Below are 13715 nucleotides of genomic sequence, written 5' to 3' on the forward strand. Positions count from 1 at the left end.
ACACATTTCAATCAACCACCCTCTTTATCATATTGGTAGATATCGCCACGGTACTGTATGCCCCCTTCTTCAAACAACACGGTTTGATAGATGATATGCACAGGAATTCGCTTTTTGAGGCGAACCTTAGTGTTCGGAGCAAGGTCATCATTTTGGTTCGGTACTTTCCTTACCTTAGTGGCAAACAATAACTCAGCAAGTTCTTCTGCATGTTCGACACGTATGCAACCTGAGCTATAAGCACGGAAGTCATCATTAAACAGACCTTTACTTGGCGTATCGTGCAGATAGATCGCTCTTTTGTTAGGTGTGTTGAACTTGTACAAACCTAATGCATTACGCGAACCTGCCTGTTGACGCATTCGATATGGGAATGAATTGAAATTGATGGTCTGCCAATCTATCTCGGTGGTATCGACCGTTTCCATGGTACGCCAGCCATCAATGACTTGGAAGTTGTGTGTCTCTAAATAGCTTTCGTCCGCTTTTACTTTGGGCAGGATATCTTTGACCATGATTTTCCATGGCACATTCCAAGTCGGGTTTAGAATGACAGAATCGAGGTTTATCTCTAAAAGCGGGGTTTTTCGCGATTTTCTTCCCACGACGACCTTAGACTCAAATACCTCTTCGCCATCTTCCCAATACTTCATATCAAAGCTAGGCACGTTGACTACTATAAGAGAGTCTCTATTCCTTGGCCACAAGCGAACACGCTCTGCATTCAAAGCCAAAGAGCTCAATCGATCATCGAAGCTCATGTTGATCCACTTGATCGTGTCTGGCCCAATAATCCCATCCGCAGTTAAGCCGTGCATGCGCTGGAAGGACTGAATCGCCACTTGCAGATCTCGATCAAACACAGGGAAATCGACAGCAATCATAGAGGTATCCACGCCGACTAACGCAATGCGCTCAACAAGAACCACTTTGTCTGAAAGCTTATCCCCCAAGCGTTTTAAGCCTTTCTGTCTGTACCGCTCAATATCGAGTTCAGACGCGGTTTCTAACACAGAATAGGTTGCTTTGAATTGGTCAAAATCCCCTACTGGCGGTGCGTAAGACAGCACCATCTCCAATAAGTAATCATTGGCGACACTGCTTTTTAGTCTCATCAAAATATGGGGGGACGGTGGAGGTAATTTGGAATGCAGCTTACCTGAGAAATACCACTCCTTACCGGCAAATGGTGCGTTTTCAACATAGCTTAAATAGTAGATAAAGGTGTCGGTGAGTAAGATGTCCAACTCTTGCCATTGTGCATGGGATTGATAGTGACGGATTTGCTTGAGTTGTCGTTCAAAGAGTGGTGCCATTTGTGCTTGTTCGAGCAGCGACAATTGAAATTCGAATGCCTTAACTAGTTCAGGCGAATCCCAAAGAATAGGGAGAGATGAGTCTTGATAAATGCTCTGGGTTAGTTCGGGATAAATCAGCATGAAAGATAGCTCTGAATCAGCCGGAAAGAAACGACCTTCATCAGAACTCGTATAGCTCCATGTGTGCACAGAAACTAAAACTAATAACCCACAGAAGTATTTCGCGAACATGCTTAACTCCATCACCAACCATCCCATAAGTATGGCAAAGAAATGGGAGTAAGCATGTTATTTTTAAGAGGCTTTATGAATCAGATTGAGCTCCAATGGTTATCCCATTGGATCGATGATTGCTGAGTTGATTTCTCATAAGGCTTGCGCTGACTAACCACACTTCCCGCCCCAGAGCTTAATCGGAACTCACCATCCAACAGCACGGCGCCAGAAGCATCAGACAATGCCGACAGCTCAACTAACTCTTTGGTTTCTTTAGACCAAATACCGTAGCAATTCCCTCTTGGCGAGGTCGCGATAATCCAATCATCTGAGGCTGCGATACTCGCAATATAATGATTGAACCTTGCCCATTGCTCCGGCTCCGCATTCAATGATTCAAACTGCCCACCTTTGATGTGCATCGCCAAAAGTGAGGGGTATTCATCCGGTTCGCCGCGATATTGCTGGCCACAAAGTACAGTCTCTGCCCCATCATGCGCTAAGTGTCGAATGCTCAGTTTTTTATCCATCAATTCAACTTGATCAAGTAACACACCTTCAGGAGAAACATAACTCAAGCTTGGTTGCATTGAATCCAAGTTTTTCGGTGTTCTGCCATCAGTATGAACGCCACCAACGCCTATCGCGAGATTACCATCAGGCATGATGATCACCTCATGGGGCCCAATACCAAAACCGCTGAACTCCTCGACCTTTCGATACCCTTGTGCGACATCGTAGACGCCAATCACGCCTTGACTGGTGTCGGTTTTCCCTTCAGTGGCATACAGTAGTGTGCCATCTAATGAGTAAACGCCATGACCATAGAAGTGGCGGTTGTTACCTTTCACCACCATTTTGATCTGCTGACCGTTTTTGTAGTCAAACACCATAAAATAGTCACCAGGACGACGGGCAAAAACCACCGCATGTGATGAGGTTGGGCAAATTGCGACGCCATGGCCACGCTCAGGGATAGGTAGCTGGCTCAGTGGCATGCCATACTCATCAGCCACAACCGCGGAATACTGGCCACGGCCATTAAGCGCACAACCAATCAACTGAGGTTTGTTCAATGAGTTTTCACCTGAACGGCTAGCACATCCGAACGGCAGCACAGGCACAGCAGCACACCCAAGTGCTGCTTTCAGTAAGGTTCTTCGTGTAGTATCAGTCACCATCGGTAGCATTAAATCCTATTACAACGCCAAGCTCTATCGCCACTTCTTCATGAATCAGGTACTTCAAACGTTCTAGCTTGTTGTATTGAGTCAGCACCTCGCGGTAACCTTCTTTGCTCTGCAGCAGAGCAAACAAGCTGGAATCCGTCGGCCAAGTATCTAGCGTCAATGTAAACTGGTCAGCAACACGATCGGCAAGGTCATTTAAGCCTTTCTCTCTCAACAAACTATCGAGACCATCTCCATCTGCGAGGTAAAGTTTCTCAAGCGCCGCTACATTGGCTTTCAGTTGAGTCATCGAGGTTTGAGCACGCCATGATTCTGAGAAATACGGACGCGGATGACCAATTTTAGCCATCGGACGACTCAGCTTTTTCATGCTGTAATCAAGTTGGTTGGTCAATAAAGCGATGTATTCAGATTCCCAACGCATCTCGTCTAGCGCTAGCCAAGGGTTAACCTGCCAAGCTTCAGCGATAGAGGCAGATTTCATTGCCAAGTTTTGTGCGATCGCTTGTGAAGATAGACAACCAGACACTTTGTCTTGCAGTAATGGGGATTGCTCGTCGTACAGAGACCACTCCAACGCACCTAAACCTTGAACAGTCACACTCTGCTGTGCGATTTCACCTTGAGACCAAGCTTTATCTTGCTGAGTCAGTTGGCGCATTTTTAGACCGGTGGTGTTCTTTTTGTCTGGCCAGAATTGAACATTCCAGCTCTCCTCTAATGCCGCTGTTGGGCCGCGCTCTTGCCCTTGCAATGCCATCCAGCTGTTCATTGTGATCTGCCATTGAGTTTTCAAAGCGTCTAACTCAACGTTATCCGTTTCACAGTAACCTTGCATCAGAGCTTCTAATTCGCTCGATTGCTTCGCGAATAGCACCGCAGAATCAAACTCTTGTCGATAAACACTGCGACTAATATGGGCTGTAGTGTCTGCTTGGTAAGACAAACCGTTAACCTCAGAGGAAGCAACTTGCTCACCTGACGATTGACAGCCTGCCATGACCAATACCGACAAAGGCATTAACAATAATTTCTGAGCCATGCTGTTACCTTACTTCCTAATTTTTTTCTAATTCTATGAGTTCATTAAATATGAAAACTACCGCTGCGCTCGTATTGCTACAAGTTCAGCGGTAGTCAGTCATTTGTTCGCTACTTGCTTCGCTCATTAAGCCGTTGGCTCAACTGAGTTCAAGACAGCTTATAGAGAATCTAAGAACGACAGCAGTGCTTCGCGTTCGCTGCTACTTAACGACAACACTTCCTGTTTCGCCACTTCAGCTTCTCCACCGTGCCAAAGTACCGCTTCCATAACGTTTCTTGCACGGCCGTCATGAAGTAAGAACGTATGACCATTCACTTCTTTTGTATAACCCAAGCCCCACAGTGGCGTAGTTCGCCACTCGCGTCCATTCGCTAGGTACTCTGGGCGATTGTCGGCTAAGCCTTCTCCCATATCGTGCAGTAACATATCGGTATATGGGCTGATTAGCTGTTTAGACAACGCAGGTAAGCCTTCACGTTCTGCTGTGCGAATTTCAGCTTGGTGGCAACTTTGGCAACCAATATCTTTGAACAGTTTTTTACCTTGAACAACCGCAGGGTTATCAACGTTACGACGAATAGGTACCGCTAGATGCTGAGAATAGAATTCAACAAAATCTAGGATGTTATCGCTGACTTCAGGTTCACCACCATTTGGAAAATCATCACAGGTTGATTGAGCTGATGTGCAGTTTTCGTTCGGGAACAAACTGCTTGTTAAGCCCAAATCACCGTTAAATGCTGCTGCATTTTGTTGCATTAGGTTTGGCTGTCCGGCTTTCCAACCAAATCGACCCAACGCCATTTCGTTAGTTTGAACATCAAGAACGTAATTGGCTTTGCCTGTTACGCCTTGGCTGTCCGCAGCTTGTTGCTTCGCGAAGCCAAGAATCGTTTCTTGTGGGATGCTCTCAAGCAGACCTAGGCCGATCATTGGTGGTGCAACACGAGCCGAAAATTCTGTTTTAGGGTGCATTTCACCAAACGCGAGTTCAGTGATTTTTAATGTTGGTTTACGCAGAGTAACAACCGTGCCGTCTTTGAAGGTAACAGGCACATCTGTGTAACTAATGTTCACCTTGCCCTCTGGTTTTACCCCTTGAAGTGCAAAGTCTTGTAGCTGACCGCCGTAAGTTGGCTCTGGAATACCACCATCGCGAATAAAGGCTTGTCTCTGCTCTGGCGTCTCCGCCGGAATGCTCAAGCGAACCAACATGGATACCGCGTTCTCATCACCTTTTTCAGGCGCATGACCTCGACCATCTTTGATATGGCAGTTTTGACAACCGTTGGTATTAAATAGTGGCCCCAACCCATCACGCGCATCGGTTGATGACGGTGCAGGAACCCAAGGATTTCTAAAGAAGCTGTTACCTACACTGAAATCTAAGCGTTTGCTCATTGGTAGGTTGGCAGCAGGAAGAGAAAAAGCGTTTGCTCCCTCTTTCTTCACGGTTGTTTTGCCACCTGAGTAGGTTTCATGGGCATGTAATGGAGCTAAGAAAAACAGTGCGGTTAATAGTGAGGCTGATAGATACGACTTCATACATTGCCTTGCTGTGTTTTTGGTTTTAGTTTTTATAAAGAAGTGGCTTTTTTCTTAGGAAACAATTAAGGGCTCTATCAGAGCCCTTACATTAGTTTCTGATCGGGTTCTTAGAACTCGTGATCAGCCGTATCTGGGTTTAGGCTATCAATGCCAATCACACCCGCAGCACGCTCAATTGCAGCGGTTTGAGACACTAGCGCAACAATTGTTTTGTTTACTAGTGCATTACCCGCAGCGTTGTTAGCCGCGATTAGCTGATCGAAGTGCTGGTTGTTTTTCTCAGCAGATGTGACGAGTTGACCAACTTGTGCACGTGCTAAGTCAAACTGCTTTTGGATCTCTTTCGCAGCTTGCTCATCTTTTTGCTCTACTAGGTCAAACAGGCTAGGACCTGAAAGCAGAGTACCGTCTTCACGCTTGTATAGACCCGTGTAAACGTTGTAGATGCCTTGCTCGTTGTAGTAGTGAGAGTTGTGCGTGTTATCAGAGAAGCAATCGTGCTCATCTTCAGTAGAGTTCGCCTCTAGTGCCACCTTCATACGCTCACCAGCAAGCTCACCTAGAGAAAGTGAACCCATGCCGAATAGCATTTTACGTAGGCCGTTTTCGCTAGATTCAGAAAGCAGTTCTTGACGGTAGTTACCTTTCTCGCCTTCAGCCCACTGCTTTTCCATCCACTCTAGGTCTTGGATAAGTAGCTCAGCAGATGCTTTTAGGTATGCACCACGACGGTCACAGTTACCGTTAGTACACTCGGCACCAACAACGAAGTCAGTGTAAGCACGCTCACCTGCACCGCTGTTTGTGCCGTTTAAATCTTGGCCCCAAAGTAGGAATTCAATTGCGTGGTAGCCAGACGCTACGTTCGCTTCAGAACCGCCGATCTCGTTCAAGTCTGCGATTAGCTCTGGAGTAATGTTAGTTGCATCAACAGTAGTCTGACCAATTTGGAAAGTCTTGTTAGCCACGATGTTTGCGCTAGCGCCTTCATTACCAAGCTCATATTGGTAATCAGAAGATACGTAGTCAATCAGGCCTTCATCTAGTGGCCATGCGTTCAATTGGCCTTCCCAATCATCAACAACAGCGTTGCCGAAGCGGAATACTTCTGACTGTTGGTATGGTACGCGAGACTCAAGCCAAGCTTGTTTTACTTGTTCAAAGTTGCCAGCAGAAGGAGAAGCTAAGAAGGTATCAATAGAAGAGTTCAACGCTTTGGCTGTAATTACGGAATCGGCAAACACGGCATGAGCAATATCTGCATAGTGTTCTACAACTTGATCTTGAGTTACTGCTGCAAAAGAAGAAGCAGAGGCAAAAATGAGTGACGAAGTTACTGCTTTTGTCACTAAAGATTTAATGGTCATGAAGCATCCTTGTTGAGCTTTAAATTATTATTCGTAGTAATAGTGCAAACCATTATCATTTGCACTACGGATTTGAATAATACAAACTTACAATTTTATTGCAAGATAAATACAAAAAAACCTCACATATGTGAGGTCTTTAAACATTTTTATGTTAAGCGCAACAAGCAAGCGAATCAGATATCTAGGTTATGCTTACCGTGTGAAACTTTCGCCTTCAGATAGCTTTCATTACCCGATTTGATATGAGCAGAGGTGTTCACCACTTCTTCAATCTCAATACCAAAGGATTTAAGTTCATTGATTTTCTTAGGATTGTTAGTCACCAAACGGATTTTTGTGGTGCCTAAAGCGCGTAACATTTCCGCTGCTTCAGTAAAATCACGTAAGTCATCACCAAAGCCTAAGTGGTTGTTGGCTTCGTAAGTGTTCATACCTTCGCTTTGCAGACGGTATGCATCGATTTTGTTGTATAAACCAATACCACGACCTTCTTGGCGTAAGTAAAGAATCACGCCGCCCGTCTCACCCATAATTCTAATGGTTTCGTCTAGCTGCTCGCCACAGTCACAGCGAGAAGAATGGAAAACATCTCCAGTAAGGCACTCAGAGTGCATACGAACTAGAGGTATGTCTTGTGTCTTATCTGCTGATTTAAATATCACAGCAACATGCTCTTTGTCTGTTTTCAATCCATGAAAAGACAGAAGTTCAGCATCAATACTGCTTGTTACCCCTACTTTGAAATCTATTCTGGCACGCACTTCCGCCATAGCTATACTCACTTGAAAATTCGATGTGTTTAACGACACTACATTATATGTCTAGGCAATATTTTGTAGCTAACTATCTAATGATAGACACTATGAGGCTGTTAACAATTTTTTTCAAGGTCGACTACGCACAAATTGTTATATTATAACAATAATTTTTCAGGTAACAAAAAACCCCATATTGGGATGACCAACATGGGGTTATAAATTAATCAGTTGCGGCTAAGACTACACTTTTTACAGAACGATCAACTTACTTGAGTTTGCTTCCAGATGACAAGTTGAACCCAAGCGTTTTCTAATTCAGCTAACTCTTCTTGAGTAAGCGTAGAAATGCTCGATTTCGCACTGTATTTTTCTGCCCATTTGTCAGAACGGACATGAGTATGGAACTCTTTCTTTAAATTTGAGATTACGTTATCCACAGATACATCCTTATATAACAGTGCTTAGCCTTTATAATCCTTTAATGTTACAAAATACAGGTCAATTGGTAAACAGTAATACATAATTTTTATGAGCTCTTTCTAACACTTTTTACTGATAGATATATAAATAAAAGAAGTAATAGGCTCGGAAGTAGCCAAAGTAATAAGTTTGAAACACTCATTGCCGGTTTATAGAGCACAAATTCACCGAACCTTTCTGTCATATATTGAGTAATTTCATTATTACTCTGCCCTGCTTTCACCATATTGAATACAACGAGGCGTAAGTCTTTTGCTATCGGAGAGTTCGACTCAATCAGGTTTTGGTTCTGGCATTGCGGACAACGTAGCGTTTTTGCCAATGTAATAGCGCGCTGCTGCTGTTCTGGGTTTTCAAACTCAAAGAGTTCAACTTGAATACTCGTGTCCTTATTACTGGCTGTAAACAAGTCTTCCGCCAAAGTCGGAAAACTAACAAACATAAGCGTAGACAACATAACGAGTGTTTGTATTAAAGACTTCACCATCGATTCACACCATCAAAATACATCGCAAGTTCTTCTTGCCATACGGATTCATTGATCACGCCCAGTAACTTCTTAATAATTTGGCCATCAGCGTCGACCAGATACGTTTCAGGGGTGCCAATTACGCCCAACTCTAACGCTAGCTTACCTTGAGGATCACTGATCACCGTTGAATACGGATTGCCGTCGTTTGATAGCACATTAATTGCTGCCGCAGAATTATCTCGATAATTGAGCCCAACAATTGGAATGCCTTTGTCATGAAGTTTGAGCAAAAAAGCATGTTCGGTTTTGCAGATACCACACCACGACGCCCATACATTCACTAGTTGATAAGGATGCTGAGTGACATCAGTCAACGTAATTTCCTGTTTGCTACTGATGCCTTCACTATTGGCTAACGCAGTAGACACGAATTCTGGAAATGCCCTCTTCTGCTCCGACACAGTCGTGGATTGCTGCTTATTATTGAGTGCAAAGGCAAACCCCAACACCATCACTAATGCCAAGACAATTAACGTGATGAGCTTGTTACGAACGCTGGTATGCATACTGTGACGCCTTTACGGTTTTCTTTTTACGATGAGTTAATGAGAGTAAAGCGCCGAGAATGGAGAACAACCCACCAAACCAAATCCAACGCGCATACGCCTTGTACTGAACACGGAATGCATAGGCTGTTGAGTCTACTTTCTCTCCCATGGTGATATAAACATCGCCATGCCAGAACCACTTCATTGCGGGCTCACTCATGTTCATGACTCGAACTTGGTAGTGTCTTCTTTCCGGCGAAATAGAAAAGCTCTGCTCGCCTGACTCTAGGTTAAGTATCGCCTTCTCTGCGGTAAAATTTGAAGCGACATACAGCTCAGTATCACGATGAGAAAGCGTCCAATCCATGAATTCAACTTCTGCGCCCAGGCTTAACTTATAGCTGCGCTCAAACGAGTGGTAGCTATTCATGGCAGCACCTACCGCTAATACCGCAACTCCAATATGAGCAAAGGTCATCACCCAGACTTTGCGTTGGAACTTGGAACTGTGCGTTACTGCCAAGCCATAAACGTGAGTGAATAAAACCCAAAATGCGAGTGACCATGTCATCAGAGCCATCACTTGAATCTTGTCTACTTGCAAAACGTAACAGGCGGACCCGAGACAAATAGATGCTAGAGCTATCAACATAATGGCGCCTTTCGACGCTTGAGGCTTAATACTCAACAAAGGGGCTAAGCCTAAGACGGCTAACGCAAGCAACGCCAAAGGTGCAATCAATAGATTAAAGTAAGGCGCACCTACCGATATGTTACCCAGTCCAAGCAGTTCAAATACCATTGGATAAAATGTGCCGAAAACGACCACGGCTGTTGCGAGAACAAAAATGAGTACCGCGACTAAACTCAAAAAGCTCTTACTGGCGAAGCTGGTAATAGGGCTTGATTCAAAAGATTCCCCTCTAACGATAAGCAGAGAAAATGAGCTCACCAGTACCAAAACCAATATAAGCAACAGTGCGATACCTTTGGTTGGGTCAACAGCAAAAGCGTGTACCGATGTAAGTACGCCAGAACGAACAATAAAGGTGCCTAAGATACTCAAACAAAACGTAATAAAAGCAAGACTGAGAGACCATTTCAGTAGTTGTTGCTTGCCCTTTGCAACGCCTAGGCTGTGCAGCAAAGCGGTCGAAGTAAGCCACGGCAACAAGCTGGCATTTTCAACAGGATCCCAGAACCACCAGCCACCCCAACCTAATTCGTAATAAGCCCACCACGAACCAAGAATGATCCCTGCGGTTAAAAAGATCCAAGCGACCAAACACCAACTTCGACAATGGGCAACCCAATCAAACTCAATTGGATCTACCAGTAAGGCTGCAACGGCAAACGCCAACACCACAGAAAAGCCGACATAGCCAAGATAAAGTAATGGAGGGTGAAAAATCAGCCCAACATCTTGCAGCATTGGGTTTAGGTCACGCCCTTCTAGCGGCAAAATCGAATTCATTTCAAATGGGTTTGATGCGAATAAGGTGAACCAAGCAAATATCGCGAGCAGTAGATTCATTACCCACAACACACGGCTTTGGTATTCATCCGAATAGTGTTTTTGTAAGGCGATAACGCCAGACCAGATACTGATCGTCAGCACCCAAAATAACAAGGAACCTTCATGGCCCGCCCATACGGCTGCTAGCTTAAAAAATGAGGGTAATTGAGTATTGGAATGTTCAGCGACATATAAGATAGAGAAGTCATCACTGACAAAAGCGTAGCCAAGCAATGCGACAGAAGTGAGAGAGAACAGCGCACTTGAAAGAGAGAAACTGCGGATTAAACCTATATTTTGCGTCCGTTTGTTTAGCATTTGATAAAACGAATGCACACCAATAATGCTACTGAGTACAGCAACCAACACTAAACTAAACAGCCCCAAAGAACCGACCATATCACCTCAATAAGGCTCCACCTAAGCAGAGCCAAGTTAAACCATTATTAGCTTCTTTACTCAAAGAAACAGAGAATTAGTAAGCAGATGCTCAGTATCCAACATCTGCTTATTCATTAACTTGAGCGAAATTAAGCTATCGTTAACTGCCCTGCATAAAGGACAAAAGTTCGCAGCATTAATACACCCATTAGGCTTAGCGAAGTCACAGAAAAAATATACACCGAGCTATGGCGGATCGAGGTTGGTGTAACGGCATTCAGCAACAACGGTAGAACCATGCCGACACCGATGACGCCGTACCAGAACCAACTCGCCCAGAAACCACTGCCAATTGCGTTCCATACTGCTTGCTCACTTTGACCACCAGCGAAGATAAGCCCAGTAAAGAAAGTAATAAGAACAAACAACTCAAACATCACGACCGGACGTTCGAATCCGTGGATCCATGAAATACTCGGGCTATGAGGTGATTCTTTAAAGACCAACACACCAAATAAAATACACGCCGCCGCTCCTGAAGATAAGCTCGAGAATAAGAACAAAATCGGCAAAACTGGGTTATTCAATAGTGGGAAGGTATTCAAAGCTGACAACAAGAATCCGGTATAAGCGGCAAGCATCAGAGCAAGAACAGCTAAGAAGATTTCCAAAGCATTCTCAAACACTTCTAATTTGCCAATCCAGTTACCTACGAAATCGAGTCGCCCTTTTAACCATGCTTGGTCGTTTAAGAATGTGACTATTTGATCTCGAAAGATAATGCCGATCCAAAGGAACAAGATCACCATATATACTTGAAATAAAATCACACCCATCGACATCACAGACGTTGGATTATAGAAGATCATGATCTTCCAAAATGATAACGGTTTTGTTAGGTGGAAGACCAAGATCAACAGACCTGAAATGATCCCAAATGGCGCAAGAAAAGCCGTGGCCTTTAACACACCATTATGAGCAGGATCACCTTCAATGACCTTACGTTTTAGGTAAATGGAGATCATTACGGCACCTGCCGACATCCCCGCGAGAAATAGATAGATTGCTATAATCCAGTCCCATACCACGGTACCAGACTGAAAAGCTGTGTCCCATGCACTCATAATCAGATCTCCCCTTTTTGGTGTGGCACTTTGTAGAGTTTTGGCTGAGTACCTAGATAAGCTTTATCTCTGTAAACCACCTCAGATTTAAGCACCTGGTTTATCTCACTCTTAGGGTCATTTAGATCGCCAAATACTAGTGCCTTGGTCGGGCACGATTCTACACAAGCAGGCAACTTCCCTTGTGCAAGATTGGTATCGCGACAGAAGTTACATTTATCGGCCGATTTGTTCTCTGGGTGGAAGAAACGCACTTGATACGGGCACGCTAACAAACAGTAACCACAACCGACACACTTCTCTTTATGCACATCAACAATGCCAGTTTTTTCATCTTTATAGGCCGCGCCTGTTGGGCATACCATCACGCACGGCGCGTTATCACAATGTTGGCAAGAGTTACGAGTAAAACGGTAATCAACATTTGGATATTCGCCTTGAGGCTCGCTCTTAATAATTTCTAAGCGCGATACACCTTCAGGCACTTTGTTCACTTCGCGGCACGCTTCTGTACAAGCAGTACAACCAATACAAGCGGTCTCGTCATGAATCATTCCATAACGCTTGGCACCATCTTCTTGAACATTAGCCAATGTTTTACGACTTGTTACTGCCGCCGTTCCAGCAACACCAGTGGTGAAGATAACGGCACCAGCGCCTGCTAAAAAGTTTCTTCTTGAGCAGCTCATAGATTACTCCTCTTCTTTCTTCTGGTTGAAGTCTGAATGGCAATCCACACACAGCTTGATGGTTTGCTTTTTATCTAAGCCCAACACCTTTGCTTCAGTCGCATGAACATCATGGCAGTTTGAACACGTTAAGTTTTGCGCGTGAACATCGTGGGTCCAACTCGCTTCACGCAGATCATCCGGTTTGTGACAATCTATACATTGGCTATTGGCATCTAAAATTAAGCTAGGGTCTAGGAATACCTTTTCGGTTCCCGGTTGTGATTGAGCCGCGCGATACTTCACCACTTCAGGCGCACCTTCACGGTGATCGGGGCTAATAGAACTATGACAGTCGGTACAATTTACTTCACGACCAAGTAAAGCGTGTGCACTTTCACCATGTGAACCCAATACCGTTTCTTTTGAATCTTTATGGCATTGAACACACTTGTAGTCTTTGTCACGTATTAATTCGACTTCATGTCTTGTTGACTCTCCTACTGGCGTAACAGCAGGCTCAGCAACAGCATGAATGGAATAACCATAGAGGCAGAATGCTAGAAGGGATTTAAGCATTATGACTATGGCCAATTTAATATTGCCCATTTTATCCTTTCCTTATACCGGCACTATTTAACTCTCAACTAAATAATATTCCGGTTAAACAAAAGTACCCTTAAACGATATTATTATCGTTTAAATGATATCAATTCTTATTTTGGATAAGCCACAACGCTTTCTACAGTTAGAATATACCTCCAATTGGGTAATACGAAATTTGAATGGGTTAATCTGTGAAGGCAATCACCCTATTTATATCATAGCCAATTCAGGTAATTGCTTGTTATATATGATAATAATTCTCAATTAATCTCGAATAAATGCAACCACCAATACCACTTTAGGGTTATATAAACTTCAACGTGATTGAAGTCACTACCATTAATTGATCTAAAACAAGCAATACTCAACACGTAACAAAATGTGTTTGTTTATGAATTAATATAAACAGGAATTCTCCAGTTCTTAATTTGAATAGCAAACTCACAACGCTTGGTATAAAAATCAGTATATTGG

At 43.9% G+C, this 13715-nt stretch carries 13 protein-coding genes; all 13 read right to left on the minus strand.

What is annotated here, in order from left to right; translation table 11 throughout:
• Positions 1-11: 11 nt before the first annotated feature.
• A complete protein-coding gene (locus tag ATB74_RS10030) occupies positions 12-1550 on the minus strand; it encodes a L,D-transpeptidase family protein (protein WP_061018343.1) in 1539 nt (512 codons plus the stop codon).
• 80 nt (positions 1551-1630) lie between these two features.
• Complete coding sequence (locus tag ATB74_RS10035) at positions 1631-2716, minus strand: DUF1513 domain-containing protein (RefSeq protein ID WP_061018345.1); 1086 nt, start codon at positions 2714-2716, stop codon at positions 1631-1633.
• On the minus strand, positions 2706-3767 hold the full coding sequence (locus tag ATB74_RS10040; protein ID WP_060982437.1) for an imelysin family protein: 1062 nt from the start codon (positions 3765-3767) through the stop codon (positions 2706-2708). The genes ATB74_RS10035 and ATB74_RS10040 overlap by 11 nt, the downstream gene beginning before the upstream one ends.
• Positions 3768-3926: 159 nt before the next feature.
• Positions 3927-5315, minus strand: a complete 1389-nt coding sequence (locus tag ATB74_RS10045; RefSeq protein ID WP_061018347.1) for a di-heme oxidoredictase family protein — start codon at positions 5313-5315, stop codon at positions 3927-3929.
• Positions 5316-5425: 110 nt separating this feature from the next.
• Positions 5426-6685, minus strand: a complete 1260-nt coding sequence (locus tag ATB74_RS10050) for an imelysin family protein (protein ID WP_060982435.1) — start codon at positions 6683-6685, stop codon at positions 5426-5428.
• 176 nt (positions 6686-6861) lie between these two features.
• Positions 6862-7458, minus strand: coding sequence for a GTP cyclohydrolase II (locus tag ATB74_RS10055; RefSeq protein ID WP_009848836.1), 597 nt, complete (start codon positions 7456-7458; stop codon positions 6862-6864).
• Positions 7459-7706: 248 nt separating this feature from the next.
• Positions 7707-7883 carry a hypothetical protein gene (locus ATB74_RS24270; RefSeq protein WP_060982434.1) on the minus strand — a complete coding sequence of 59 codons (177 nt, stop codon included), beginning with the start codon at positions 7881-7883 and terminating at the stop codon, positions 7707-7709.
• An 89-nt stretch (positions 7884-7972) separates the two neighbouring features.
• A complete protein-coding gene (gene nrfF, locus ATB74_RS10065; RefSeq protein ID WP_061018349.1) occupies positions 7973-8413 on the minus strand; it encodes a heme lyase NrfEFG subunit NrfF in 441 nt (146 codons plus the stop codon).
• Positions 8407-8964: a DsbE family thiol:disulfide interchange protein gene (locus tag ATB74_RS10070; RefSeq protein WP_060982432.1), complete on the minus strand. Its 558-nt coding sequence runs from the start codon at positions 8962-8964 to the stop codon at positions 8407-8409. The genes nrfF and ATB74_RS10070 overlap by 7 nt, the downstream gene beginning before the upstream one ends.
• The gene (locus tag ATB74_RS10075; protein ID WP_061018350.1) at positions 8945-10861 is read right to left on the minus strand and encodes a heme lyase CcmF/NrfE family subunit; all 1917 of its coding nucleotides are present in this window, start codon (positions 10859-10861) and stop codon (positions 8945-8947) included. Before ATB74_RS10075 ends, ATB74_RS10070 begins: the two co-directional genes overlap by 20 nt.
• 131 nt (positions 10862-10992) lie before the next feature.
• The gene (gene nrfD, locus ATB74_RS10080; protein WP_061018352.1) at positions 10993-11967 is read right to left on the minus strand and encodes a cytochrome c nitrite reductase subunit NrfD; all 975 of its coding nucleotides are present in this window, start codon (positions 11965-11967) and stop codon (positions 10993-10995) included.
• Positions 11968-11969: 2 nt separating this feature from the next.
• Entirely contained in the window at positions 11970-12656 is a 687-nt protein-coding gene (gene nrfC / locus ATB74_RS10085; protein WP_060982429.1) for a cytochrome c nitrite reductase Fe-S protein, read from the minus strand.
• A 3-nt stretch (positions 12657-12659) separates the two neighbouring features.
• Entirely contained in the window at positions 12660-13244 is a 585-nt protein-coding gene (gene nrfB / locus ATB74_RS10090) for a cytochrome c nitrite reductase pentaheme subunit (protein ID WP_017101427.1), read from the minus strand.
• Positions 13245-13715: the final 471 nt, after the last annotated feature.

The organism is Vibrio splendidus, from assembly GCF_001557875.1.
Classification (GTDB): domain Bacteria; phylum Pseudomonadota; class Gammaproteobacteria; order Enterobacterales; family Vibrionaceae; genus Vibrio; species Vibrio splendidus_F.

What these genes read in the sequence shown, in the direction of transcription:
- ATB74_RS10075 (WP_061018350.1), bottom strand. Translation starts at nt 10,861, where the DNA reads ATGGTCGGTTCTTTGGGGCTGTTTAGTTTAGTGTTGGTTGCTGTACTC.
- ATB74_RS10050 (WP_060982435.1), bottom strand. Translation starts at nt 6,685, where the DNA reads ATGACCATTAAATCTTTAGTGACAAAAGCAGTAACTTCGTCACTCATT.
- ATB74_RS10045 (WP_061018347.1), bottom strand. Translation starts at nt 5,315, where the DNA reads ATGAAGTCGTATCTATCAGCCTCACTATTAACCGCACTGTTTTTCTTA.
- ATB74_RS10070 (WP_060982432.1), bottom strand. Translation starts at nt 8,964, where the DNA reads ATGCATACCAGCGTTCGTAACAAGCTCATCACGTTAATTGTCTTGGCA.
- nrfC (WP_060982429.1), bottom strand. Translation starts at nt 12,656, where the DNA reads ATGAGCTGCTCAAGAAGAAACTTTTTAGCAGGCGCTGGTGCCGTTATC.
- ATB74_RS10040 (WP_060982437.1), bottom strand. Translation starts at nt 3,767, where the DNA reads ATGGCTCAGAAATTATTGTTAATGCCTTTGTCGGTATTGGTCATGGCA.
- nrfD (WP_061018352.1), bottom strand. Translation starts at nt 11,967, where the DNA reads ATGAGTGCATGGGACACAGCTTTTCAGTCTGGTACCGTGGTATGGGAC.
- ATB74_RS10055 (WP_009848836.1), bottom strand. Translation starts at nt 7,458, where the DNA reads ATGGCGGAAGTGCGTGCCAGAATAGATTTCAAAGTAGGGGTAACAAGC.
- nrfF (WP_061018349.1), bottom strand. Translation starts at nt 8,413, where the DNA reads ATGGTGAAGTCTTTAATACAAACACTCGTTATGTTGTCTACGCTTATG.
- nrfB (WP_017101427.1), bottom strand. Translation starts at nt 13,244, where the DNA reads ATGGGCAATATTAAATTGGCCATAGTCATAATGCTTAAATCCCTTCTA.
- ATB74_RS10030 (WP_061018343.1), bottom strand. Translation starts at nt 1,550, where the DNA reads ATGTTCGCGAAATACTTCTGTGGGTTATTAGTTTTAGTTTCTGTGCAC.
- ATB74_RS10035 (WP_061018345.1), bottom strand. Translation starts at nt 2,716, where the DNA reads ATGGTGACTGATACTACACGAAGAACCTTACTGAAAGCAGCACTTGGG.